This window comes from Rhodococcus sp. NPDC057135 (assembly GCF_042670865.1).
Classification (GTDB): domain Bacteria; phylum Actinomycetota; class Actinomycetes; order Mycobacteriales; family Mycobacteriaceae; genus Rhodococcus_F.
Genome location: NZ_JBHUUU010000008.1, coordinates 33,613 through 56,912, shown reverse-complemented (window position 1 = coordinate 56,912; position 23,300 = coordinate 33,613). Strand labels below are relative to the sequence as shown.

The 23,300-nt window shown below is 63.5% G+C and carries 20 protein-coding genes; 10 read left to right on the top strand and 10 right to left on the bottom strand.

The genetic code is table 11. The annotated features are described in order from the left end of the window. Nucleotide 1: 1 nt before the first annotated feature. From ACFT1A_RS16580 to ACFT1A_RS16570, 3 genes are read right to left on the bottom strand one after another with little or no spacing between them, the layout of a single operon-like run. Nucleotides 2–1,465 (bottom strand): VWA domain-containing protein, encoded by a 1,464-nt coding sequence (locus ACFT1A_RS16580; RefSeq protein WP_378447870.1) that lies wholly within the window; start codon nt 1,463–1,465, stop codon nt 2–4. An 8-nt stretch (nt 1,466–1,473) separates the two neighbouring features. After that, nucleotides 1,474–2,355, bottom strand: a complete 882-nt coding sequence (locus ACFT1A_RS16575) for a MoxR family ATPase (protein ID WP_200313300.1) — start codon at nt 2,353–2,355, stop codon at nt 1,474–1,476. Nucleotides 2,356–2,396: 41 nt separating this feature from the next. Further along, a complete protein-coding gene (locus tag ACFT1A_RS16570; protein ID WP_378447869.1) occupies nt 2,397–3,683 on the bottom strand; it encodes a glutamate-5-semialdehyde dehydrogenase in 1,287 nt (428 codons plus the stop codon). A gap of 172 nt (nt 3,684–3,855) precedes the next feature. Between ACFT1A_RS16570 and ACFT1A_RS16565 the strand changes: the two genes are divergently transcribed. From ACFT1A_RS16565 to ACFT1A_RS16525, 9 genes are all read left to right on the top strand, one after another. Next, nucleotides 3,856–4,959, top strand: a complete 1,104-nt coding sequence (locus tag ACFT1A_RS16565; protein ID WP_378447868.1) for an NADH:flavin oxidoreductase/NADH oxidase — start codon at nt 3,856–3,858, stop codon at nt 4,957–4,959. Between the two features lie 243 nt (nt 4,960–5,202). Beyond that, nucleotides 5,203–6,645, top strand: coding sequence for an MFS transporter (locus tag ACFT1A_RS16560; RefSeq protein ID WP_378447867.1), 1,443 nt, complete (start codon nt 5,203–5,205; stop codon nt 6,643–6,645). Continuing rightward, a complete protein-coding gene (locus ACFT1A_RS16555; protein WP_378447866.1) occupies nt 6,642–7,508 on the top strand; it encodes a ribokinase in 867 nt (288 codons plus the stop codon). The genes ACFT1A_RS16560 and ACFT1A_RS16555 overlap by 4 nt, the downstream gene beginning before the upstream one ends. Nucleotides 7,509–7,652: 144 nt before the next feature. Beyond that, nucleotides 7,653–8,474: a MerR family transcriptional regulator gene (locus tag ACFT1A_RS16550; RefSeq protein ID WP_378447865.1), complete on the top strand. Its 822-nt coding sequence runs from the start codon at nt 7,653–7,655 to the stop codon at nt 8,472–8,474. Nucleotides 8,475–8,513: 39 nt separating this feature from the next. Further along, on the top strand, nt 8,514–10,613 hold the full coding sequence (locus ACFT1A_RS16545; RefSeq protein ID WP_378447864.1) for a RecQ family ATP-dependent DNA helicase: 2,100 nt from the start codon (nt 8,514–8,516) through the stop codon (nt 10,611–10,613). A 160-nt stretch (nt 10,614–10,773) separates the two neighbouring features. Next, nucleotides 10,774–11,289: a diaminobutyrate acetyltransferase gene (gene ectA / locus ACFT1A_RS16540; protein WP_003944572.1), complete on the top strand. Its 516-nt coding sequence runs from the start codon at nt 10,774–10,776 to the stop codon at nt 11,287–11,289. A 48-nt stretch (nt 11,290–11,337) separates the two neighbouring features. Continuing rightward, nucleotides 11,338–12,600 (top strand): diaminobutyrate--2-oxoglutarate transaminase, encoded by a 1,263-nt coding sequence (gene ectB, locus ACFT1A_RS16535; protein ID WP_230813966.1) that lies wholly within the window; start codon nt 11,338–11,340, stop codon nt 12,598–12,600. A 15-nt stretch (nt 12,601–12,615) separates the two neighbouring features. Next, complete coding sequence (locus ACFT1A_RS16530) at nt 12,616–13,014, top strand: ectoine synthase (protein ID WP_322002191.1); 399 nt, start codon at nt 12,616–12,618, stop codon at nt 13,012–13,014. A gap of 9 nt (nt 13,015–13,023) precedes the next feature. Continuing rightward, nucleotides 13,024–13,956, top strand: a complete 933-nt coding sequence (locus ACFT1A_RS16525; protein WP_378447863.1) for a D-isomer specific 2-hydroxyacid dehydrogenase family protein — start codon at nt 13,024–13,026, stop codon at nt 13,954–13,956. Between the two features lie 44 nt (nt 13,957–14,000). On the opposite strand, the gene ACFT1A_RS16520 is transcribed toward ACFT1A_RS16525, so the two are convergent. After that, entirely contained in the window at nt 14,001–14,522 is a 522-nt protein-coding gene (locus tag ACFT1A_RS16520; protein WP_378447862.1) for a VOC family protein, read from the bottom strand. Nucleotides 14,523–14,572: 50 nt separating this feature from the next. On the opposite strand from ACFT1A_RS16520, the gene ACFT1A_RS16515 reads away from it, so the two are divergent. Further along, nucleotides 14,573–15,430: an NAD-dependent protein deacetylase gene (locus tag ACFT1A_RS16515; protein WP_378447861.1), complete on the top strand. Its 858-nt coding sequence runs from the start codon at nt 14,573–14,575 to the stop codon at nt 15,428–15,430. On the opposite strand, the gene proB is transcribed toward ACFT1A_RS16515, so the two are convergent. The 6 genes from proB to ndk all read right to left on the bottom strand — a co-directional run bounded on the left by proB (nt 15,403) and on the right by ndk (nt 23,298). Beyond that, entirely contained in the window at nt 15,403–16,506 is a 1,104-nt protein-coding gene (proB, locus tag ACFT1A_RS16510) for a glutamate 5-kinase (RefSeq protein ID WP_378447860.1), read from the bottom strand. The genes ACFT1A_RS16515 and proB overlap by 28 nt on opposite strands. Nucleotides 16,507–16,550: 44 nt before the next feature. Beyond that, nucleotides 16,551–18,002, bottom strand: coding sequence for a GTPase ObgE (obgE, locus tag ACFT1A_RS16505; RefSeq protein ID WP_378447859.1), 1,452 nt, complete (start codon nt 18,000–18,002; stop codon nt 16,551–16,553). Nucleotides 18,003–18,232: 230 nt separating this feature from the next. Next, on the bottom strand, nt 18,233–18,502 hold the full coding sequence (rpmA, locus tag ACFT1A_RS16500) for a 50S ribosomal protein L27 (protein ID WP_003944532.1): 270 nt from the start codon (nt 18,500–18,502) through the stop codon (nt 18,233–18,235). A gap of 42 nt (nt 18,503–18,544) precedes the next feature. Next, nucleotides 18,545–18,856, bottom strand: a complete 312-nt coding sequence (gene rplU / locus ACFT1A_RS16495) for a 50S ribosomal protein L21 (RefSeq protein ID WP_003944533.1) — start codon at nt 18,854–18,856, stop codon at nt 18,545–18,547. A 318-nt stretch (nt 18,857–19,174) separates the two neighbouring features. Next, nucleotides 19,175–22,450 carry a translation initiation factor IF-2 N-terminal domain-containing protein gene (locus ACFT1A_RS16490; protein WP_378447858.1) on the bottom strand — a complete coding sequence of 1,092 codons (3,276 nt, stop codon included), beginning with the start codon at nt 22,448–22,450 and terminating at the stop codon, nt 19,175–19,177. Between the two features lie 428 nt (nt 22,451–22,878). Then, the gene (gene ndk, locus ACFT1A_RS16485) at nt 22,879–23,298 is read right to left on the bottom strand and encodes a nucleoside-diphosphate kinase (RefSeq protein ID WP_019749070.1); all 420 of its coding nucleotides are present in this window, start codon (nt 23,296–23,298) and stop codon (nt 22,879–22,881) included. Nucleotides 23,299–23,300: the final 2 nt, after the last annotated feature.

The window sequence follows — 23,300 nt, the reverse complement described above, 5'->3', positions numbered from 1 at the left end:
GTCAGACCGGCAGCAGGCGGGACACGACGTCGGCGAGCTGCTGGGCCGAGCGGCACTCATGCATGCTGATGACCTCGTTGTAGACCTTTGCAGCGGAGTCGCCCGTCCCCCATTGCCCCTTCGGCTCAGGGTTGAGCCAGTGTGCGTGCTTGGCTACTGCCACCATCTGCGACAGCGACTGGAGGTTGGGGTCTCGGTAGTTGTTGCGACCGTCGCCGAGGACCAGCAGCGACGTGCGACTGGTGATGGACTGCGCGAACTTCTCCTGGAACACACCGAATGCGTGTCCGTAGTCGGAGTGGCCGTCGTAGGTGATCAGTTCGGCTTCACGCACCATCCGTGACATCGCGGATCCGAGGTCTGCGTTCGAGTCGAAGAACCGCGTGACCTCGTCTGTCGTGTCGATGAACGCGAACACCCGCACGCGCGAGAACTGCTCGCGCAAGGCGTTCACGAGCAGCAGGGTGAAGTGGCTGAACCCCGCCACCGAGCCGGATACGTCGCACATCACCACAAGTTCCGGCCGTGCTCGCTTCGGCTTGCGCTGCACCAGATCGATCGGCACTCCACCCGTCGACATGGACTTGCGCAAGGTGCGACGCAGGTCGATCGAACCCGCGCGGGAGCGGCTACGACGCACGGCGAGACGGCTGGCCAGCAGGCGAGCCAGGGGTGCGACGTTCTTCTTCAGCGTGGTGAGTTCGGCGTCGGAGGCCCGCAGGAAGTCGACTTCCTCCGCGAGTTTCGGAACGCCGTACGTGGCGACCCGTTCCTTGCCCAGATTCTCAGCGGTGCGTCGACGCGTTTCCTTCTCGACCATCTTGCGGAAGTCCGCGATGCGCTGCGCTGCCGTGCGCTTGGCGACCTCGGATTGATAGTCGGAGTTGTCCTTGCCTTCCGACCCGGAACCCTCCTGGTTGCCGAGTAGACCCTGCAGGATCTTGTTGAGCAAAGTCTCCGGGGCGACGTCGCGCAGTGCCTGGTAGGCGGAGAACGACGGGCCGTTGCTCGACTGGTACTGCCCGAGTTCCTCGACCATTGCGGCGGTGAGAAGTTCGGTCAACTCCATCGCCTCGTCGCTGCCGTCAGTCAGCAATTCGGCGATCAGCTCACGCAAGGCCTGCAGATCGATCGAACCGTCGGGCTTACGCGGCAGTGAGACGTCGACGTCTCCGACCGCCCGGTCACCGATCGCTTTGGGGAACCACAGATCGAAGACGGCGTCGAACGTGGCCCGGTGGGTCGGCCTGCGCAGGAGCGAGCACGCCAGCCCTTCACGAAGCGCTTCACGATCGAGCAGATCGAGAACCGACATGACCTGACCGGCGTCGACGGTCTCGGACGGGCCGACCATGATTCCGCGTCGTCGCAGCGCCTCGACAAAATCGACGAGGTGACCGGGAATCCCGTGCGGCGCTGCCAGGCCGCCGGGCGAGAGCGGCGACGTCGATCCTGCGGGAGCCATGTCAGACCTCAGTTCAGCCGAAGTTCAGCGGCGGCACGCACCTGGTCCGACTGGTGCTTGAGGATCACGCCGAGCGTGGCGCGAACGGCATCGTCGTCGAGAGTGTCCATGCCCAGAGCCAGGAGTGTGCGGCCCCAGTCGATGGTCTCCGATACCGAAGGGACCTTCTTGAGCTGCATTCCGCGAAGAACACGAATGGTGTTGACCAGCTGCTCGGCAATCGCTTCGGGCAGTTCCGGCACCCGACTGGCGAGGATGCGGCGCTCGAGGTCCGCATCCGGGAAGTCGAGATGCAGGAAGAGGCAACGACGCTTGAGTGCCTCGGAGAGTTCGCGAGTGGCATTCGAGGTCAACACAGTGAAGGGCTTGCGGGTAGCGGTAATAGTTCCGAGCTCGGGAATCGTGACCGCGAAATCGCTGAGGACTTCGAGGAGCAGGCCTTCGATCTCGACGTCGGCCTTGTCCGTCTCGTCGATCAACAGCACCGTCGGGTCCTCGCGGCGAATGGCCTTGAGCAGTGGACGAGCGAGCAGGAACTCCTCCGAGAACACATCCGCCTTCGTCGAATCCCAGCTGTGGTCCGAGCCCGATTGGATCCGCAGGATCTGCTTCGCGTGGTTCCACTCGTAGAGCGCACGAGCCTCGTCGACACCCTCGTAGCACTGCAGACGCACCAGTTCGGCACCCGTGGTCTGCGCGACCGCGCGCGCCAACTCGGTCTTACCGACACCGGCCGGTCCCTCGATGAGCAGGGGCTTGCCCAATCGGTCGGCAAGGAACACTGCCGTTGCAGTGCCCTTGTCGGACAGATAGCCGGTTTCGGCCAGCCGTTCGATCACGTCGTCGACGCTCGAGAAGAATGGTGTTGTATCGGGAAGAGCTCGGTCCACGGTTAACTCCTAAAAAGGGTGGGGCAAGTCTGGTGAACTTTTCAGGCGGGTCGGGTGTGCCCGTCGCCCCAGACGATCCACTTCGTGGACGTCAGTTCCGGCAGCCCCATGGGGCCACGCGCGTGCAGTTTCTGGGTGGAGATGCCGATCTCGGCGCCGAATCCGAACTGCTCACCGTCGGTGAATGCAGTCGACGCGTTGACCATCACTGCGGCGGCGTCGACGCGAGCGGTGAACTCGCGGGCAGCCGAGAGATCGGACGTCACGATGGCTTCGGTGTGCCCGGTTCCGTACTGGTCGATGTGCTCGACGGCAGCGTCCAAGTCCTTGACGACTTTGAGAGCGACGTCGAGGGTGAGGTATTCCTTCGACCAGTCGTCCTCGGTGGCGGGGACCAGTCCCGGCAGATCACCGTGCACTACAACGTCGTGCATCTGGAGTGCTTGCAGCAACTTCGGCACGGCGGTCTCGGCGATCGCAGCGTCGACCAGCACGGTTTCGGCTGTATTGCAGACGCTGGGCCGTCGGGTCTTGGAGTTGAGAAGAATCTTCTCGGCCATCAGGAGATCGGCGGCCGAGTGAACGTAGACGTGGCAGTTACCGACACCGGTCTCGATGGTGGGCACGGTGGCATCACGCACGACTGCGCTGATCAAGCCGGCACCGCCGCGTGGGATGACTACATCGACGAGGCCGCGGGCCTGGATGAGGTGCGTGACCGTCGACCGATCCGCACTCGGCAGAAGTTGAACGGAGTCCTCGGGGAGCCCCTGAGCAACCAACGACGCCCGCAGCGCCTCCACCAACGCTTCGTTGGACTTGACCGCCGAGGACGAACCACGAAGCAGCGCAGCATTTCCCGACTTGAGAGTCAGCCCGAAAGCGTCGACGGTAACATTGGGGCGAGCCTCGTAGACCATGCCGACGACACCGAGCGGAACGCGCTGCTGGCGTAGCTCCAAGCCGTTCGGCAGAGTGGAACCACGAAGCACCTCACCGATCGGATCGGGTAGTCCGGCAACCTGGCGCAGACCTGACGCGATGCCCTCGATCCGGTCAGCGGTCAGCCGAAGGCGGTCGAGCAGCGATTCCTCGGTGCCACCGGCCTTCGCAGTGTCGATATCGAGAGCGTTGGCCGCGAGAATCCGATCACTGGCCGCGAGTACCGCGTCGGCTGCGCCGTGGAGCGCAGCGTCCTTCTGCGCGGTGGTCAGCAGAGCAAGGACGCGCGAAGCCTTACGGGCTCGGCGTGCGGCGTCGTGCACGACGGCCTTGGTGTCGGACGCATTCGAGTCGACGGTTTCTGCGTTGGATGTCACAGCGGTCATGAATACACATTAACCACCCACCGCGGCGGCCTGCTCGGCGGAACAAGGCTGTGACCACCGCAGAACATTTCGGCGGACCGCCGGGGAACATTCCGCCGGACCGCCGGGGAACAATTCCGGCGCGAGGCACTGTTGCACCCACCGACCTTCTTCTTCGAGTCAGGAGCCATCCGTGAGTGTGTTGTTCGAGCCATTGACCCTGCGCGGCGTCACCATTCCGAACCGCGTCTGGATGGCACCGATGTGCCAGTACTCGGCTGACGTCATCGGCGACCAGGTCGGAGTGCCCAACGAGTGGCATCGCACGCACTTGGTGAGCCGTGCGATCGGCGGCACCGGCCTGATTCTCACCGAGGCGACGGCCGTCAGTCCCGAAGGCCGGATATCGGCAGCTGATCTGGGAATTTGGAACGACACGCAGGCGCAAGCCTTCGCCGAGATCAACGCACAACTCGCGTACTTCGGCGCAGTGCCCGGGATCCAGTTGGCACACGCCGGGCGCAAAGCGTCGACGCAGGTGCCGTGGCGCGGAGGCAAGAGCCTGCCGGCCGACGACCGTCTGTCCTGGCAGACAGTGGCTCCCAGCGCGGTTCCGTTCGGTCATCTCGCCGATCCGGTCGAGCTCACCACCGAAGGCATCGAAAAGGTCGTCGCGGACTTCGCAGCGGCGGCAACCCGTGCATTGAAGGCCGAATTCAAGGTCGTGGAAATTCACGCGGCTCACGGATACCTGATCCATCAGTTCCTCTCCCCCGAGAGCAACAAGCGAACGGACCGTTACGGCGGCAGCTTCGAGAACCGCATTCGGTTGCTCCTGGAAATCCTGAGCGCAGTCCGCGAGGTGTGGCCGGCCGAGTTGCCGCTCTTCGTCCGGGTCTCGGCGACGGATTGGCTGACGGAAGAGCGTGGACTGGAGGTCGACAGCTGGACCGCCGATCAGACCGTTGCCCTCGCCAACATCCTCTCCGACTACGGAGTCGATCTCGTCGACGTCTCCACCGGCGGTAATTCACCGGCGGCGCAGATTCCGGTGGAACCGGGATATCAGGTTCCGTTCGCCCGTCGCCTGCAGAACGAGAGCCTGCTACCGGCCGCCGCCGTGGGCCTCATCACCGAACCCGAACAAGCCGAGAAGATCGTCGAGGACGGTAGCGCCGTGGCTGTGCTCCTCGGCCGCGAGCTGCTGCGTGATCCCTACTGGGCGCGCCGGGCGGCCCGGGAACTGAACGCCGAGGTAGGACCACATATCCCGTCGCAGTACGCCCGTGCCTTCTAGCCCGAAAATCGGCTCCCGCGCACAACTTTGATAGCGTAAGCGTCTTACTTGCCGGTAGTCCGGAGCCCTGTGGGCTCCGGACACTGCCGCGGGCCAGAGCCGTGCGACGGGGGTCGCAACGAGCCACAGGGCACGCGGACGCTCGATTTCCCGACCGGCTCATCGGCGAGTGGGCAACGAAAAGATGCGTGCATCAGGTACGTGCCCCGCTCGGTTCGATGATTGCGCTGGGGAGCGCATGTCATGACTACACCAGAGAACTCGATCAGCGCTCTCGAAGTGGCCGAATCACCCGATGTCTGCGTCACCGATAATGCGTCCGTCAAGCGCGCTGTCAAGGCGACGATGCTCGGAAATGCCATGGAGTGGTTCGATTTCGGCGTTTACGCATATCTAGCTACCACTATCGGAAAAGTGTTCTTCCCGGACGCGAGCGGCAGCGCTCAACTCCTCTCTACCTTTGCAATTTTTGCGGCAGCCTTCATCGTCCGCCCACTCGGCGGATTGTTCTTCGGTCCACTCGGTGACCGCATCGGACGCAAGAAAGTCCTGGCCACCACCATCATTCTGATGGCGGGCAGCACCTTCGCCATCGGCCTCATTCCGAGCTACGAATCCATCGGTATCGCCGCCCCGATCCTGCTGGTACTCCTACGCCTACTGCAGGGCTTTTCCACCGGCGGTGAATACGGCGGGGCCAGTACGTTCGTCGCCGAATACGCACCGGACAAGCGGCGCGGCTTCTTCGCCAGCTTCCTCGAATTCGGCACCCTGGCAGGATATGTGGCGGCAGCGGGCATCGTCACGATCATCCAGACCGTCGTCAGCGCCGAGGACCTCCTCCAGTGGGGCTGGCGCATCCCCTTCCTCATTGCCGGACCGCTGGGTCTCATCGGTCTGTACCTCCGCCTGCGCTTGGAAGAAACCCCCGCGTTCCAGATGATGGAGCAGGCCGAAGAGCGCTCCCTCGCAGACGAATCCACCGGCAAGAAACTGCGCGAAACTCTCGTCGACAACTGGCGACCGCTCGTCCTGTGCATCGTTCTCGTGGCCACGTACAACATCGCTCACTACGGCCTGCTCAGCTACATGCCGACGTACCTGACCAACACGTTGGGTTACGACGAATCCCACGGACTCATCCTGATGATCATCGTCATGATCGTGATGATGATGGGAATCAGCTACGTCGGAAAGTTCTCGGACCGAGTCGGGCGTAAACCATTGTTGCTCAGCGGTTTCATCGGATTCTTCCTCCTTTCCCTGCCCGCATACCTGTTGATCGGCGTCGGCAATTACGTGACGGTCTTCCTGGGACTCGCAATTCTCGGCGGGTTGCTCCTGCTGTTCGTCGGAGTCTTCCCGTCCGTGCTGCCCGCACTGTTCCCGACCGGAATCAGGTACGGCGGCTTGGCAATCGGATACAACCTCGCGGTCTCCATCTTCGGCGGAACCACTCCCCTGGTGCTCACCGCCCTCGAAAGTGCAACGGGCAGCAACCTGGTCGCGCCGATGTACATGATGATCGCCGCAGTGATCGGCGGTATCGCGGTACTGCTCATCCCCGAGACGGCACGCAAGCCACTCGACGGTTCGCCGCCCTCCGTCGCCACCGACGAGGAAGCACGTCGGATCATCCGCAAGGTTCGTCGAAAGAGAATGAAGGCCGATAACCTCGAGGTATGAGCACGCCTCGAATCGTCGTCGTCGGCAGTATCAACATGGACCTGGCCACCTCAGTGTCCAGATTTCCCGCTCCGGGAGAAACACTGCTCGGCACTGCCTTTGCCACAACCGCGGGAGGCAAGGGCAGTAATCAGGCCATCGCCGCCGCGAAGGCAGGAGGCGATGTGTCGTTCGTCGGAGCGGTCGGCGACGACGGTTTCGGTACCCAGTTGCGAGACACGCTTGAAGACGCCGGCGTCGACACCGCATTGCTTCGTAGTGTCGACGGCCCGAGTGGCGTTGCCGCCATCACCGTGAGCGAGGACGCGGAGAACAACATCATCGTCGTCCCGGGCGCCAATTCCTCGGTCACCTCGTTGTCCGAAGCAGACCTCGACGCGATCGCACACGCCGACGTTCTCCTGTGCCAACTCGAAATACCCCTCGACACGGTCACCGCAGCGGCCCGGCACGCGCGTGCCAACGGAACAACCGTCATCCTCAATCCTTCGCCGGTACAAGACCTTCCGGGCGCCCTGATCGAGTCTGTCGACATCCTGATCGTCAACCAGACCGAGTCGGAGCAGTTGGCCGCGGCCACCGGCCACGTCCGATACCTCGTCACGACGCTCGGGGCGGGCGGCGCGGATCTCAGGTCGGGCGAGATGACAATCCACGCCGACTCCCCGGCCGTGACACCCGTGGATACAACCGGCGCAGGCGATGCCTTCACCGGCGCCTTCGCCGTGGAGTGGGTGCAGGACCAGGAACGCGCCCTGCAGTTCGCTGCCACGGCGGGAAGCCTGGCGACGACGGTTCGCGGTGCCTCGGTGTCGTCACCCACTCGCGCTGCGATCGAGAAAGTGCTGAAGCGTCAGGCTTGACTCTGACACAGCAAGCTCGGCTTGACTCTGACACAGCAAGCTCGGCTCGACTCTGACACAGCAAGCTCGGCTTGACTCTGACACCGTGTGAGGTCGTAAACCTGTAGGTATCGGGTTTGTGAGAGAGAAACGGGGCGAGCAACAATGTTGAGCATCGGAGACTTCGCGAGAGCAGGTCGTGTGTCGGTGCGCATGCTCCGCCACTACGACGCCATCGGCCTGCTCACACCCGCGAGGGTCGACGCATCCACCGGGTATCGCTCGTACACCGCGGGCCAGTTGGCGCTGCTCAACCGCATCGTCGCTCTCAAGGAGTTGGGCCTGACTCTGGCCCAGGTCCAGCAAGTGGTGGAGTCGGCGGTCACCGTCGACGAGATCCGCGGGATGCTCACGCTTCGCCGAGCAGAACTCGAAACCCGAATCCAGGAAGACACCGCGCGACTGGCGCACGTACAGGCGCGCCTACGCATCATCGAAAGTGAGGGACAGATGTCCGCATACGAGGTTGTGATCAAGTCAGTTCCGGCGCTGCGGGTCGCGGAGTTGACCGGTACCGCCAAGACGATGGATCCGTCGTCGATCGGCCCGGTGGTTCGTGGGTTGTACGAGCGCCTTTGTACCGGTTTGGATCGTGCCGGTATCGCCGCGATCGGACCCGCTGTCGCTTACTACGAGGATGCCGGTGACGACGAGAACGTCGTCGTCCATGCGGCGCTACCGGTCGACGCGGATCCCGAGGGCGAATACGAGTTCGCTGTGGTGGACCTGCGGGCCGAAGAGCACGTGGCCTCGCTGCTGCACAAGGGTTCGATGGACAACTGCCTGCCCGCTTATCAGGCGTTGGCCCAATGGATCGACGCAGCGGGATACCGAAATGCCGGCCCCAGCCGTGAGGTGACGCTGGCGTGCCCGGAGGATGTCGACGGCTGGGTCACCGAGCTGCAGGAACCTGTTGCCAAGGCCTGAAGCCCGCACGTGTCGGCAGGGTCGTGCACCATGGGGTCCATGACCACCGCCACTGCCCCAGCCATGCGCGACGAAGCCGAGCGGCTGCTCCGCGAGCTCGCGGGGCCGGATGCCCGCCTACGCGAGGACCAGTGGACGGCCATCGAGGCGCTGGTGGTGCAGCGCAAACGCGCGCTTGTCGTGCAGCGGACCGGTTGGGGCAAGTCGGCGGTCTACTTCATCTCGGCGAAGCTGCTCCGGGCAACAGGCCACGGCCCCACGGTCATCGTCTCTCCGTTGTTGGCCCTGATGCGAAACCAGGTCAGTTCTGCCGAGCGTGCCGGGGTGCGAGCCGCGACCATCAACTCGGGCAATGTCACAGAGTGGGACGACATCCACGCCCGCGTCGCAGCCAACGATCTCGACGTACTGCTGGTCAGCCCCGAGCGCCTCAACAACCCCGACTTCCGCGATCAGGTTCTTCCGTCCCTGGCAGCTGACGCCGGCTTGGTGGTGGTCGACGAGGCTCACTGTGTTTCCGACTGGGGACACGACTTCCGTCCCGACTATCGGCGCATCAGGACGTTGATCGCCGAACTCGGCGAAGGCATTCCCGTCCTCGCGACCACGGCTACGGCCAACAACCGCGTCGTCGAGGACGTGTCCGCCCAACTCGGCGTCGGCGGCGAGGAAACGCTCGTACTTCGTGGCGGGCTCGAACGCGAGTCACTTCACCTTTCCGTGGTTCACATTCCCGAGGCGACGGCGCGCGCTGCCTGGCTCGCCGACATGCTCGAGACGCTGCCGGGATCGGGCATCATCTACACGCTGACGGTCTCGGCCGCACGCGACCTCGCAAGCCTGCTCTCCGAACGCGGGCATACCGTCGCCGCCTACACGGGCCAGACCGATCCCACCGAACGTGAATCCCTCGAGCAGGACTTGTTGGGCAATCGTGTCAAGGCTCTGGTGGCCACCTCGGCCCTCGGGATGGGCTTCGACAAGCCTGATCTCGGGTTCGTCGTACACCTCGGCGCACCGTCGTCGCCGATCTCGTACTACCAGCAGGTGGGCCGCGCCGGTCGTTCCACCGACAGGGCCGACGTGATCCTGCTGCCGGGCGCCGAGGACAAGCAGATCTGGAGCTACTTCGCCTCGGTCGCCTTCCCCCGCGAGCATCTCGTCCGCAGCGTCATCGAGCACCTCGACACCGAAAAGGCCACGTCGACACCGGCACTCGAACCTCTGGTGGAGCTCAATCGAACGCGTCTCGAGATGGTCCTCAAAGTCCTCGACGTCGACGGCGCCGTCAAACGCGTCAAGGGCGGCTGGATCAGCACCGGCGAACCTTGGGTGTACGACGCCGAGCGCTACGGCCGACTCGACGACGCTCGCCAGGCCGAGCAGGCCGCAATGGTCGAGTACCAGAGCATCACGACGTGTCGAATGACCTTCCTGCGTGAACAACTCGACGATCCGGGCCTGACCTCGGAGAACTCACAGTGCGGTCGCTGTGACAACTGCACGGGCGATCGTTACGACACCACTGTCGACACCGCCGCCCTCGACGAGACTCGGGCGCGCTTGCAGCGCCCCGGATTCGACCTGGAGCCGCGCAAGATGTGGCCGACCGGCCTGAGCAAGCTGGGCGTCAAGCTGTCCGGGAAGATCACCGAGGGCCCGGAAACCGGGCGCATTCTCGGACGGATCTCGGACCTGGGCTGGGGCCAACGTCTCCGCGCACTTTTCGACGGTCCCGACGCAGAGGTACCCGATGCGGTGGTCAACGCGTGTATCAGCGTTCTGGCGGCCTGGAATTGGGCCGAGCGCCCCACCGGTGTCATGGCCCTCGAATCCACGACGCATCCGTTGCTGGTGTCGAGCCTGGCTGCCAAGCTGGCCGAGGTCGGGCGATTGACCGACCTGGGCACCCTTCGCTTGCGCCCCGACCACCCTCCGGTGTCGGCAGCGAACTCCGCCTATCGCGTGTCCGGACTGGTCGATGTTTGGGAAGTCCCGGACATGAGCATCCACCAGGGACCAATACTTCTCGTCGACGCAATCGCCGATACCGGTTGGACTTTCACGATGGCCGCACGCGCACTTCGACAGGCTGGTGCTCACTCTGTACTTCCGTTGGCGCTCGCAAGCCCGAAATAGCGAGTTTTTGCCCGAAATAGTCGCTCCGACAACGGCAAAAGTTACATAATGTGAGCACCATCACATTCATGTCCTCACCTGGGGCGCAACGGGTTCCACACGGCCCGAAACGGACATCTGCATGACTTCGACAGCAATGATTGTTACGTTCAGATGACCGATGAAGCCTGTTGATACGAGAGCTATCCCGACCACCGCGCCGGACGCGGTGTTGTTCAGAAGCCCACAGATCGATGACGGAGTCCGGCTCTGGGAGATCGCACGTGATTCGAAGGTGCTCGACCTCAATTCGAGTTATGCATACCTGTTGTGGTGCAGGGATTTCAGCGCGACGTCCATCGTCGCAGAGGTAGACGGCCGCGTAGTCGGATTCGTTTCCGGTTATACCCGTCCCAGCGCGCAGGAAACCCTGTTCGTGTGGCAAGTGGCGGTCGACGAAGACCAGCGCGGCAAGGCAATTGCTGCCCGCATGCTGTCCGACTTGATGGATCGCACTGCCCCGCTGGGTGTTACACATCTGGAGACGACGATCAGCCCCGACAACGAGGCTTCGATCGCACTCTTCACCGCGCTCGCACGTCGACGCGAAGTACCGATAACCAGGCAGACCTTGTTCTCGCCCAACGATTTTCCCGATGGACACGAAGCCGAAGATCTTTACACGATCGGCGCCTAGCGCACTTCGCGCTCGGCATACAGCATGCCCCGGAGGAACAAAGAAGATATGAATATCAACGAAGCAAGCATTTTCGAAACCCTCGAGTCCGAGGTTCGCAGCTACTGCCGTGACTGGCCCGCAGTGTTCACCAGCGCATCCGGATCCTGGATTCGTGACGAGAACGGACGCGACTACCTCGATTTCTTCGCCGGCGCCGGCGCACTCAACTACGGTCACAACAACCCGGTGCTCAAATCCGCACTGGTCGACTACATCATGAACGACGGCATCACGCACGGCCTCGACATGTCCACTGTCGCCAAACGCGAATTCCTTGAGACCTTTCAGCGCAACATCCTCGAGCCACGCGGACTGGACTACAAGGTCCAGTTCCCCGGCCCGACCGGCTCGAACACCGTCGAGGCTGCATTGAAGCTGGCTCGCAAGGTCACCGGACGTTCGGCAGTCATCAACTTCACCAACGCATTTCACGGAATGACACTCGGTGCACTCTCCGTGACCGGTAACTCGATGAAGCGCGCGGGCGCCGGTGTCCCCCTCGTGCACACGACGCCGATGCCCTTCGACAACTACTTCGACGGCGTCACCGAGGACTTCCAGTGGTTCTCCCGCGTTCTCGATGATTCCGGCAGTGGAATCAACCGCCCCGCCGCAGTGATCGTCGAAACCGTGCAGGGTGAAGGTGGCGTCAATGTCGCTCGCCCCGAATGGCTTCGGGCGCTGGCAACACTGTGCTCGGATCGCGGAATCCTGCTGATCGTCGACGACGTGCAGATGGGTTGCGGCCGTACCGGCCCGTTCTTCTCCTTCGAAGAGGCCGGAATCGTTCCTGACATCGTCACACTGTCCAAGTCGATCAGCGGCTACGGAATGCCCATGGCGCTCACGCTGTTCAAGCGCGAACTCGACGTCTGGGGACCGGGCGAGCACAACGGCACATTCCGTGGCAACAACCCGGCGTTCGTCACCTCCAAGGTGGCACTCGACCACTACTGGTCCGACGACGCACTGACCAAGACAACGCTGAAGAAGGGCGCACGCATCAGCGAATGCTTCGCCAATCTCTCCGATCAGTTCCCCGGCGAGGTCTCTCACCGCGGACGCGGCCTGGTCCAGGGCCTGGTCTTCGACCAGCCTGAGCGCGCCGGAAAGGTCTGCCAGCTGGCATTCGACGAGGGACTGCTCGCCGAGACCTCCGGACCCTCCGACCAGGTTGTGAAACTGCTTCCGGCACTGACGATTACCGACGAAGAGCTCGAGCACGGCCTCTCCATCCTGGCCGAGGCGACACTCAAGGTCTGCAGCTAGAGGAAGGACTCCCCCATGATCGTTCGCACCACCACCGAGATCACCGACACCGACCGCGACATCACGAGTGAAGACGGCAACTGGCGCAGCAAGCGCATCGTCCTCGGCGGCGACCGCGTCGGGTTCTCGTTCCACGAGACCACCATCAAGGCGGGTTCGGTCAACGAGTTCCATTACGCCAACCACGTCGAGGCCGTCTGGCTCGTCGAAGGCACCGGCAAGCTGATCGACCTCGACAACGGCAAGGAATACGATCTCGCACCGGGGTCGATGTACCTGCTCAACGGCCACGAGCGTCATCGCGTCGAACCCGATACGCAGATGCGCATGCTGTGCGTGTTCAATCCGCCGGTCACCGGGCGTGAGGTACACGACGAGAACGGTGTCTACCCACTGGTGGAGGTCCCCGCGTAGCGTCTAGTCATGGCGACTGACACCTCTCCACGCGTAGCGATCGGCCCCGTCCCCGATGCACTGCTCGACAGCGCGGTGCTTCGGGGCGGTGGTCTGATCAGTCCGATCGACACTGCCGACGCCCTGATCTGGGCGGGCTCACCCGAAACATTTCCGTCGGAGTTACCGGCGTCGGTCAGGTGGGTGCAGCTGCCGTCGGCGGGAATCGAGGATTGGTTCGACTCCGGTGTGATTCCGAAGGACACCGAAATCACGTGGACCTCGGCGGCCGGCGCGTTTTCGGCCTCGGTGGCCGAGCACGCGCTCATGCTGCTGTTGGCCGGAGTTCGTCACCTGCCCGCACACATCGAAGCTCGAACGTGGCGTCAGTTCGAGTTCTTTCCCAAGATCGGCACCCTTCGTGGTTCGACGGTTGCGATCATCGGCGCAGGCGGTATCGGCCGCGCGCTGATTCCGATGCTGGCCGCGCAGGGGGCGGACAGCCTCGCAGTCAATCGTTCCGGTAGCCCGGTTCCCGGAGCGATCTCCACGTACCCCGCCTCCAGGATGGATGAAATCTATTCTCGCGCAGATCACTTCGTGATCGCAGCCCCTGCCACCCCGGCCACCCGTCACCTCGTGGGCCGTGCGCAGTTGGCAGCAATGCAACCCCATTCCTGGGTGATCAACGTAGCGCGCGGATCACTGGTCGACACCGACGCGCTGGTCGAGGCGATCGAGTCCGAACAGATCGGCGGCGCTGGTCTCGACGTCACCGATCCCGAACCTCTCCCGGACGGTCACCCTCTGTGGGACCTGACGAATGCGATCATCACACCCCACGATTCCAATCCGCCAGGCGTTCGCCCCGCCGCGTTCGCGGATCACGTCTCCAAGAACGTGACCCGCTTCGCGAAGGGCGAGGCTCTGGCCGCCCTCGTGGACCCGGTCGCCGGATACTGAGCACGCCGCCGAAGCCCGAATGATCCGGCGAAAGCTGTCGGAAGTTACTGTGGCGACTCCGCATCCGGGAAGAAGAGTGCCCTCGCCCGGCGAGCGACTTCCTCGGCAGGCACATCCTCGACCTTCGTGCATACTGCCCACCTGTGGCCGAACGGATCGAGAAACACTCCATGCCGGTCGCCCGAGAACGTATCGGCCACAGCCGTGACCAGCGTGCCTCCCTCGGCGACGGCCCGAGCGACAAACTCGTCCGTGTCCTCCGTGTAGACGACGATCGACGAATGCACCCAGCCGTCCTGCGGTGATTTGAGACCGAAGTCCGGCATCTCCTGAGAAAGCTGCAGCATCGAATCGCCGATTCGGATCTCCGCATGCATGAGAGAGCCGTCAGGTGCGTTCATCGCATCGACTATCTCAGCTCCAAGTCCTCGCTTGTAGTAGTCGAGTGCGGCATGGCCGTCCGGCACCGCAAGGTAGGGAGTGATCGTGCGGTAGCCAGCAGGGATTGGGTTCACTGTGTTCATGGGTACGAGTATTGGCGATCGCACACGTGTTCTATTGAACATTTCGGACTTCCTCCGCGCCTCCGTCTCGCACACGCGCCTATCCTGGAACGGTGCCTACCGACAACAGCCGCCTCGACGCCCTTCCCGAGCTCCTGGCCGGCCGTCGCCTGGCAGTTCTGACCGGCGCCGGCATCTCCACCGACTCCGGAATCCCGGATTACCGCGGACCTGATTCACCCCCGCGCAATCCGATGACGTTCCAGCAGTTCATCGGCGATCCGGCGTTTCGGCGGCACTACTGGGCGCGCAACCATATCGGCTGGCGATACATGGACAGCTCCCGCCCCAACCAGGGCCACCGGGCCGTCGCAGCACTCGAGCGAACTGGGCGAGCAGTCGGTGTGATCACCCAGAACGTCGACCTCCTGCACACCAAGGCCGGCGCGCGAAACGTCATCGACCTCCACGGCACCTACGCGCAGGTTCGATGCCTGAGCTGCCAGCGGCTGATCTCCCGCACCACTCTCGCGGAGAGACTGGAAGAAGCCAATCCCGGATTCGCCGAAACGGTCGCTGCTGCAACAGGAGTCGAGATCGCACCCGACGCAGATGCCGTGATCGAATCTACCGCACACTTTCGCGTCGTGGATTGCGCCGTGTGCGGTGGGCTACTCAAACCAGACATCGTCTACTTCGGCGAATCCGTCCCCAAGGAACGCGTGGCCCGGGCGTACAGCCTTGTCGACCAAGCCGACGCACTGTTGGTAGCCGGGTCGTCGTTGACCGTGATGTCCGGCCTACGTTTCGTCCGGCATGCCGCCAAGACCGGGAAGCCGATCGCCATCGTCAATCGTGGCACGACTCGCGGCGACGAATTCGCCGACCTCAAGCTCGAAGTCGGTTGTGCTGAAGCACTTTCCGCCCTGGTCGAGCACGACAGTTACAGCGCCACCAAGTCGTCCGCGTGAACCACGGGACGCTGCATGTCGGCCGGTAGATCGGTGGTGGAGCGCCCCAGGATCTCCTCGATCTCCGTAGCGTCGAATGCGACGACACCCCGGGCGACGGGCTTCTCCCCCGGCCCCATCAGGGACACGACGTCGCCGGCGTGGAAGTCACCGGATACACCGACAATGCCCGCGGACAGCAGGCTTCGACGCTTGGACACGACCGCGCGAACGGCGCCTTCGTCGAGATGAAGGTCGCCCTGTGTGTCGGCGGCGTGACGGACCCAGAATCGGCGAGCCGACAATCGCGTCGGCCGCGGAGCAAAAGCGGTTCCGACATCGGCACCACTGAGTGCTCGAGCGGCGTCCGAGGCTGCGGCCAGCAGAACCGGCACTCCGGAATCAGCGGCCAGGCGTGCTGCTGAGAGCTTCGACGCCATACCTCCGGTACCGAGAGCCCCACCCGAACCGGCAACCACACCGTCGAGATCCTCGGGACTGTTGACCTCGGGAATCAGTGTGGCATCGCCCTTTCGGGGATCACCGTCGTAGAGACCGTCGACATCCGACAACAGGATCAACGCGTCGGCACCGACCAGATGCGCAACCAGAGCAGCCAGCCGATCGTTGTCACCGAACCGAAGTTCGGTGGTGGCGACAGTGTCGTTCTCGTTCACGATTGCCACCGCGTGCAACACCCGCAGACGATCGAGCGTCCGTTGAGCGTTCCGGTGCTGCGTCCGTCGAGCGATGTCATCCGCAGTGAGAAGGACCTGCCCGACGGTGCGCTCGTAACGGGCGAACGACGTCCCCCAGGCGTGAGCCAGCGCCAACTGTCCGACGCTGGCCGCAGCCTGCTTGGTTGCGAGATCCCGCGGTCGCTTGGTCAGTCCCAGCGGCGCCAATCCAGCGCCGACGGCACCGGACGAGACGACGACAACATCGGAACCCGCACGCATGCGAGCCTCGATGGCATCGGCCAACAGATCGAGTCGGTGAGTATCGAGTCCCGCCACCAGACTGGTGAGCGCAGACGACCCGATCTTCACGACGATACTGTGAGCCGACGCTATCGACTCCCTGGTGGACCCGAGCACAGTCCCGTTCCCTCTCTTCGGTTTTCGTCCTGAAATCGCGTGGGTCAGGCGTCTTCGTCGAGCAGGCCGCGGCGGACACGACGCGCATGCTTGCGCTCGTCGGCGCCGATCCGCTCCACCTGATCGAGACGCGGATCGGTTCCACGGCCCGTGCGGGTCAGATCGATACCGGCCGGCGTCATCGGCTCCCACTCGAAGCTCACGTCACCGATGGTGACGGAAGCCCCTGGCTGAGCGCCCTTCTTGACCAATGCGTCCTCGACACCCAATCGAGCAAGACGGTCGGCGAGGTAGCCCACCGCTTCGTCGTTGTCGAAGGCGGTCTGACGAATCCACCGCTCCGGGCGGGTGCCGCGGACGACGAACCCACCGGGAATATCGGGATCCTTCTCGATGGTGAAGCTGGAATCCTTGACCTTGACCGGGCGAATGACCTGACGCTTCGGCTCGGGCTTCGGATGAGCTTCGCGGTAGTCACGGACCATCTTCGCCAGCGCGAATGTCAACGGTCGCAGGCCTTCTCGGCTCACTGCCGAGATGGTGAAGACCGGCCATCCGCGGGCTTCGATCTCAGGTGTGACCATTTCGGCCAACTCGGCTGCCTCGGGCACGTCGGTCTTGTTGAGGATGACGACCCGCGGACGCTTGTCGAGGTCACCGAGTCCCGAGTCGCCGGAGAGCGCGGGCGTGTATGCAGCCAGCTCTGCTTCCAAGGCGTCGATGTCGGAGATCGGGTCGCGTCCCGGATCGAGAGTGGCGCAGTCGATCACGTGCGCCAACACGGCGCAGCGTTCGATGTGGCGCAGGAAGTCCAGGCCCAAACCGCGGCCTTCGCTGGCGCCTGGGATCAGCCCGGGCACATCGGCGACGGTGAAGGTGGTGTCACCGCTCGAGACGACGCCGAGATTGGGGACCAGAGTGGTGAAGGGGTAGTCGGCGATCTTCGGCTTGGCCGCGGAGAGAACGGACACCAGTGAAGATTTACCGGCAGAGGGGAATCCGAGCAGACCGACGTCGGCTACCGACTTGAGTTCGAGAACCAGGTCACGCTCGACACCGTCCTCACCGAGGAGTGCGAAACCGGGAGCCTTGCGGGCCTTCGACGCCAGCGCTGCGTTACCGAGTCCGCCGCGGCCGCCCTGAGCAGCGTCGAAGCGCGAACCGACACCCACGAGGTCGGCAAGCACGTTGCCGTCGGCATCGAGAACCACAGTTCCATCCGGAACCTTGAGGATGAGGTCTTCACCGTTTGCACCCTCGCGGTTGCTGCCGGCGCCCTGCTTGCCGTTGGTCGCCTTCGCGTTGGGATGGAAGTGAAAGTCGAGGAGGGTGTGGATGTTCTCGTCGACCACGAGGATGACGTCGCCACCGCGACCTCCGTTGGCACCGTCCGGACCGCCGAGCGGTTTGAACTTCTCGCGGTGTACGGAGGCGCAACCATTGCCGCCTTTTCCAGCGCTGACGTGCAGCACAACACGGTCAATGAATCGGGACATGACTGCCGGATCCTTCCTCAGTCAATTGCGGGTCTCACGCGATGAGCTGAACTTCTGGTGAGCAGGGTTGCTCGGGGTAAACAGGTACTGCTTAAACAAACGATAGGGGCGGACCGGGTTATTTCAACCCTGGTCCGCCCCTATCGGGAGCTTGGAACGCGTCACTCTCTTACCGAAAGCAGAACCGGCTTACCGAAGTAGAACCGATGACGCACAACTAGCGAGAAAGACTAGACCTCAGCCGCAACGACGGCCGGAACGATGTTCACGGTCTTGCGTCCACGCTTCTGGCCGAACTCGACTGCACCGGCAGCGAGAGCGAACAGGGTGTCGTCGCCGCCACGGCCGACGTTGACGCCGGGGTGGAAGTGCGTGCCGCGCTGGCGAACCAGGATTTCGCCTGCGCTGACCGACTGGCCGCCGAAGCGCTTCACGCCGAGGCGCTGGGCGTTTGAATCGCGACCGTTACGGGAGCTGGATGCACCCTTCTTATGTGCCATGCTATTGACCCTCCTCGGGTGAAATTAGCTAGAAAGAACTGGTTACTTGATGCCCGTGACCTTGAGCACCGTGATCGGCTGCCTGTGGCCCTGACGCTTGTGGTAACCGGTCTTGTTCTTGAACTTGTGGATGCGGATCTTCGGGCCCTTGGTGTGCTCGACGATCTCACTGGTGACTGCGACCTTGGCCAGCTTGGCCGCGTCGGTGGTCAGGTCGGATCCGTCGACCACGAGAACGGGAGCAAGCGAGACAGCAGTGCCGGGCTCACCCTCGATCTTCTCGACCTTGACGAGGTCACCAACAGCGACCTTGTACTGCTTTCCGCCGGTCTTGACGATCGCGTACGTTGCCATCGGAGGGCTACCCCTTGCTTCTTCGAACTTGCTCGCGCTGCTGCCTGAGGCTTCAAATGCATCGCGACTGGTCTGGTTTATGTCACCTCGGCTCGGCACTGACGTACCGGGACATTCACGCGCACTCTAGGCACACGGAATCTCTACCGCCGGGTGGCGACCCTCCAAGGTTACGGGAAAGCAACCGTCAGGGTCAAACCGCCCCGCCGAGGGGTGGTGCTCACTACTCTGTACTGCTTCTACCAGCTGAAACTTCGGATAACGGTTGGATGTCCTCGCTCATCGCCAAGACATCCAACCGACCGAAAGACGGTAGTTCTACTCTCCGTCGACCGGCGGACCCGCGGGACGTGCTGCTGCACGCCTGCGACGGGGCCGCTTGACGACGGCAACTTCTTCCTCAGCCGGAACTTCGGTGGCCGGAGCCGGAACGTTTTCCACGACCGCTTCCGCCACGGGTTCCGGAGTCGGAATCACGAAGACCGTGCCCACCTCGGGAGCTGCTTCGGCAACCGGTGCCGACGCTGCCCGCGACGCCCGGCGACTACGCCGACGACCTCGCGGAGCGGCTTCCTGCTCGTTGCCCACTGCGGGAGCTGCTTCCCGCTCGTTACCCACTGCGGGAGTTGCTTCTTCCGAAGCAGAGTCCACAGCAGGAACGTCAGGGCGCTCAGTAGCAGCAGGAGTATCACTCGGCCGATCCTGTTGCCGATCGGCACTTTTGGATGCATCATCCCCCGAAGACGTACCGGCGGAATCAGACTCGATCGAGTCGGCCGCGACGGTCTCGTCGTCGTCGTTGTGATGCGAGGCCATCGCCAATGCCACCGGATGAGCCCGCTTGACCGTCGCGTCGACAGCCGGAACCTCCGGCGCCGGAGCTTCCTGTCCGTTGGACTCGGTCGAAGCCGACTTGTCTCCGCGGCCACGCTTGTTCTTGCGCGAGGTACCGGAATCACTGCGCTGCGAGCCCGAACGCGATCCGCCGTCGTCCGAGGACTTCACCTCGACGGGCTCGGAGTGCACGATGATGCCGCGGCCGTGGCAGTGCTCACAGGTAGTCGAGAAGGCCTCGACCAATCCGGTGCCCAACTTCTTGCGCGTCATCTGCACGAGTCCGAGTGACGTGACCTCCGACACCTGATGGCGCGTGCGATCGCGACCCAGGCATTCGGTGAGTCGACGCAGGACCAGGTCCCGGTTCGATTCGAGGACCATGTCGATGAAGTCGACGACAATCATTCCGCCGATGTCCCGCAGGCGCATCTGGCGAACGATCTCCTCGGCAGCTTCGAGGTTGTTACGGGTGACGGTCTCTTCGAGATTTCCGCCGGCTCCGGTGAACTTGCCGGTGTTGACGTCGACGACGGTCATGGCCTCGGTGCGGTCGATCACCAGGGTGCCGCCGGACGGCAGCCACACCTTGCGATCGAGTGCCTTTGCCAACTGCTCGTCGATACGGCGAGCCGCGAAGACGTCGATTCCGTTGTTCGGCGTGTACTTCTCGAGCCGAGGAAGCAGGTCCGGAGCGACGGAGTTGATGTAGTTCTCGACCGTCGTGTGCGCCTTCTCGCCCTCGATGACCAGCTTGGAGAAGTCCTCGTTGAACAGATCACGAATGACCTTGACCAGCATGTCCGGCTCTTCGTACAGCGCCTGCGGGTTGCCCGACTTGCCGGCGTCCGCAGCGGCGGCCTGCTCCTCGATGCCGGCCCACTGCGCCTGCAGACGAGTCACGTCGCGCGCCAACTCTTCTTCGCTGACACCCTCGGACGCCGTGCGAATGATCACGCCGGCGTCGGCGGGAACGATGTCGCGCAGGATTTCCTTGAGACGCTTGCGCTCGGTGTCCGGGAGCTTGCGGCTGATACCCGTGGACGTGCCGCCGGGCACGTAGACGAGGAAACGACCGGCAAGCGAAATCTGTGTGGTCAGTCGCGCACCCTTGTGCCCAACCGGATCCTTGCTGACCTGAACGAGCACCTGATCGCCAGGCTTGAGAGCCTGCTCGATCTTGCGCGAGTTACCACCGAGACCGGCCGCCTCCCAGTTGACCTCACCGGCGTAGAGCACGCCGTTGCGGCCACGCCCGATGTCGATGAACGCAGCTTCCATGCTGGGGAGCACGTTCTGGACGCGTCCGAGGTAGACGTTGCCGACCATCGATGCGGAAGCCGAGTTGGTGACGAAGTGCTCGACCAGGACGCCGTCTTCGAGGACTGCTACCTGTGTAGTCGCGTGCGGCTGACCGCTGTCTGCTCGATCGCGCACAACCATGACGCGGTCGACGGCTTCACGACGGGCAAGGAATTCCGACTCGGTCAGAATCGGTGGGCGACGACGGCCGGCGTCACGACCGTCGCGGCGACGCTGACGCTTCGCTTCCAGACGCGTCGAGCCACTGATGCCCTGGACCTCGTCCTTGACGCGGGTCTTGTTGCGCGGTTCGCGCTCGTGAACGACGGTGTTCGGCGGATCGTCCTCGGACGTCGCAGTCGCGTCGGTGGCGGCATCGGTGCCGGTTTTACGACGGCGACGGCGACGGCGGCGACGGCTCGATCCGTCAGCATCGAGGTCGGAATCGTCGGCGTTCTCGGATTCTGCATCCGCGTCGGACTCGGTCTTGTTTCCGGATTCTCCGCCGGAAGCATCTTCGGTTTGCTTTTCGACCGACTCGGGGGCAGTTTCCTGCTCCGCTTCGGTGGTCGTCTCCGACTCTTCGTCCGAGCCTTGATCGCTACCCTGCTCGCCGCCCTGTTCGCCACCCTGTTCTCCGCGGCCACGGCCACGTCCACGGCGTCCACGACGACGGCGACGCGGCTGATCGTCGTCCTCGTCCTCGGACTCGGCGCTCTCACCCTCGGTTTGCGGGGCGGTCACAGCCGGCTCTTCGACGGCTGGAACTACAACCGGCGAGACCTCGGGTGCGACTGTTTCGGTTTCCGCAGTTGCCTGCTTCTCTTCGACGACTGCTGGTGCGGCAGGCTCACGGCGGGCGCGACGGCGACGCGGGGCCACCTCGGCTGCCTCGAGATCCGGCTGCAGGAACAGCGGAACCTGCGGCGCGGCGGGAGCCACCTCGGGCTGATGGGTCTGCGGCGCCTCGAACGAGGTGAACAGATCGGACTGCTCGGCTTCCTTGCTCTGCAGCGCAGCAGCGGCGTCGAGTCCAGCGCTGATCTCGGCGACAGCCGGATCCACCGCTTCTTCTGCTGCCGGTTCTTCGACAACTACTGCCTTTTTACGGGTTCGACGAGCCCTCACCGGCTTCTCGGCTGGAATCTCCGCAGCAGGCTGCTCGGCCGGAGTTTCCGCAGCAGGCACTTCGACAACCGGGTCGATGAGGGTGTCGAGCTCGGCGACGACCGGCTCGATGGCCTCGGCCGCGGAGGTCAACGAAGCGTGAATCCGCTGAGCGATGTCACGTTGGAGACTCGACTGCGCACTGCGTAATTCGGTACCGAGCGCTGCAGCTTCGGCAAGGACCTGCTTGCTGGTGACACCGAGCAGCTTCGCCAGCGCGTGTACGCGCATCTTGTCGGGGAATTCCGGGGTGGTGCTGGAATCTGATTCGGTTGGGGATTGATCGGCCACGTAAGTCTCCTCAGCCCCCGGGCGCGTCCAACCCAGAAGTCGAGTTGTCACGCGGCCACGCGGGAGCGTGCTGTGTGTACTCGCACCCAGAAGTGAGTACGAGATTGTAAGGTCTCGCTCCGCATGGTCCGCAGTGCCCGTTATTCACTGCGAGCACATGAAGTGCCTGGCTGGATGGCCGTTGTCCTGTGCGCGAGCGCCTGATCATCCAGCGTGCAGAGGTCCAGGGATTTCCTGTTGACCTGGAGCAGCGATGAAAGGGCATCGAACCTAGGTGTCATCCGGTTGAACGTGCGTAAAACAAATTGCGGTTCAACTGAAAGCAGTATCCCACACCAACGCGCCTGCAACTGCAAAGGGCGCACCGATGTGGGATACGTGCCGAGAATTCGCTGTGGAGATGTGGGCCGAAGGCCCGGATAGAAGATTCAGATGGACGACAGCGCGGGGAACCACAGAGCGATTTCACGCTCTGCCGACTCCACGGAATCGCTGCCGTGAACGAGGTTCTGCTGCGCTTCGAGTCCGAAGTCGCCGCGGATCGTGCCCGGAAGAGCCTTGTCGACCGGGTCGGTTCCGCCGGCCAACTGACGGAAAGCAGCGATGGCGCGGGGGCCTTCGAGCACTGCGGCCACCAGCGGACCGGAGGTGATGAACTCCAACAAGCTCGGGTAGAACGGGCGCTCGGCGTGCTCTGCGTAGTGGCTACCAGCCACCTCTTCGGAAGCTACGCGGAGCTCGAGTGCTGCAATTGTCAGGCCTTTGCGCTCGATACGGCTGAGGATTTCTCCTACGTATCCACGGGCAACGGCGTCGGGCTTGATCAGTACGAGGGTGCGCTCAGTCACAG

What these genes read in the sequence shown, in the direction of transcription:
- ACFT1A_RS16570 (WP_378447869.1), bottom strand. Translation starts at nt 3,683, where the DNA reads ATGACCGCTGTGACATCCAACGCAGAAACCGTCGACTCGAATGCGTCC.
- rpmA (WP_003944532.1), bottom strand. Translation starts at nt 18,502, where the DNA reads ATGGCACATAAGAAGGGTGCATCCAGCTCCCGTAACGGTCGCGATTCA.
- ACFT1A_RS16525 (WP_378447863.1), top strand. Translation starts at nt 13,024, where the DNA reads ATGGCGACTGACACCTCTCCACGCGTAGCGATCGGCCCCGTCCCCGAT.
- ACFT1A_RS16560 (WP_378447867.1), top strand. Translation starts at nt 5,203, where the DNA reads ATGACTACACCAGAGAACTCGATCAGCGCTCTCGAAGTGGCCGAATCA.
- ACFT1A_RS16580 (WP_378447870.1), bottom strand. Translation starts at nt 1,465, where the DNA reads ATGGCTCCCGCAGGATCGACGTCGCCGCTCTCGCCCGGCGGCCTGGCA.
- ectA (WP_003944572.1), top strand. Translation starts at nt 10,774, where the DNA reads ATGAAGCCTGTTGATACGAGAGCTATCCCGACCACCGCGCCGGACGCG.
- obgE (WP_378447859.1), bottom strand. Translation starts at nt 18,002, where the DNA reads ATGTCCCGATTCATTGACCGTGTTGTGCTGCACGTCAGCGCTGGAAAA.
- ACFT1A_RS16555 (WP_378447866.1), top strand. Translation starts at nt 6,642, where the DNA reads ATGAGCACGCCTCGAATCGTCGTCGTCGGCAGTATCAACATGGACCTG.
- ectB (WP_230813966.1), top strand. Translation starts at nt 11,338, where the DNA reads ATGAATATCAACGAAGCAAGCATTTTCGAAACCCTCGAGTCCGAGGTT.
- ACFT1A_RS16520 (WP_378447862.1), bottom strand. Translation starts at nt 14,522, where the DNA reads ATGTTCAATAGAACACGTGTGCGATCGCCAATACTCGTACCCATGAAC.
- rplU (WP_003944533.1), bottom strand. Translation starts at nt 18,856, where the DNA reads ATGGCAACGTACGCGATCGTCAAGACCGGCGGAAAGCAGTACAAGGTC.
- ACFT1A_RS16550 (WP_378447865.1), top strand. Translation starts at nt 7,653, where the DNA reads ATGTTGAGCATCGGAGACTTCGCGAGAGCAGGTCGTGTGTCGGTGCGC.
- ACFT1A_RS16545 (WP_378447864.1), top strand. Translation starts at nt 8,514, where the DNA reads ATGACCACCGCCACTGCCCCAGCCATGCGCGACGAAGCCGAGCGGCTG.
- ACFT1A_RS16530 (WP_322002191.1), top strand. Translation starts at nt 12,616, where the DNA reads ATGATCGTTCGCACCACCACCGAGATCACCGACACCGACCGCGACATC.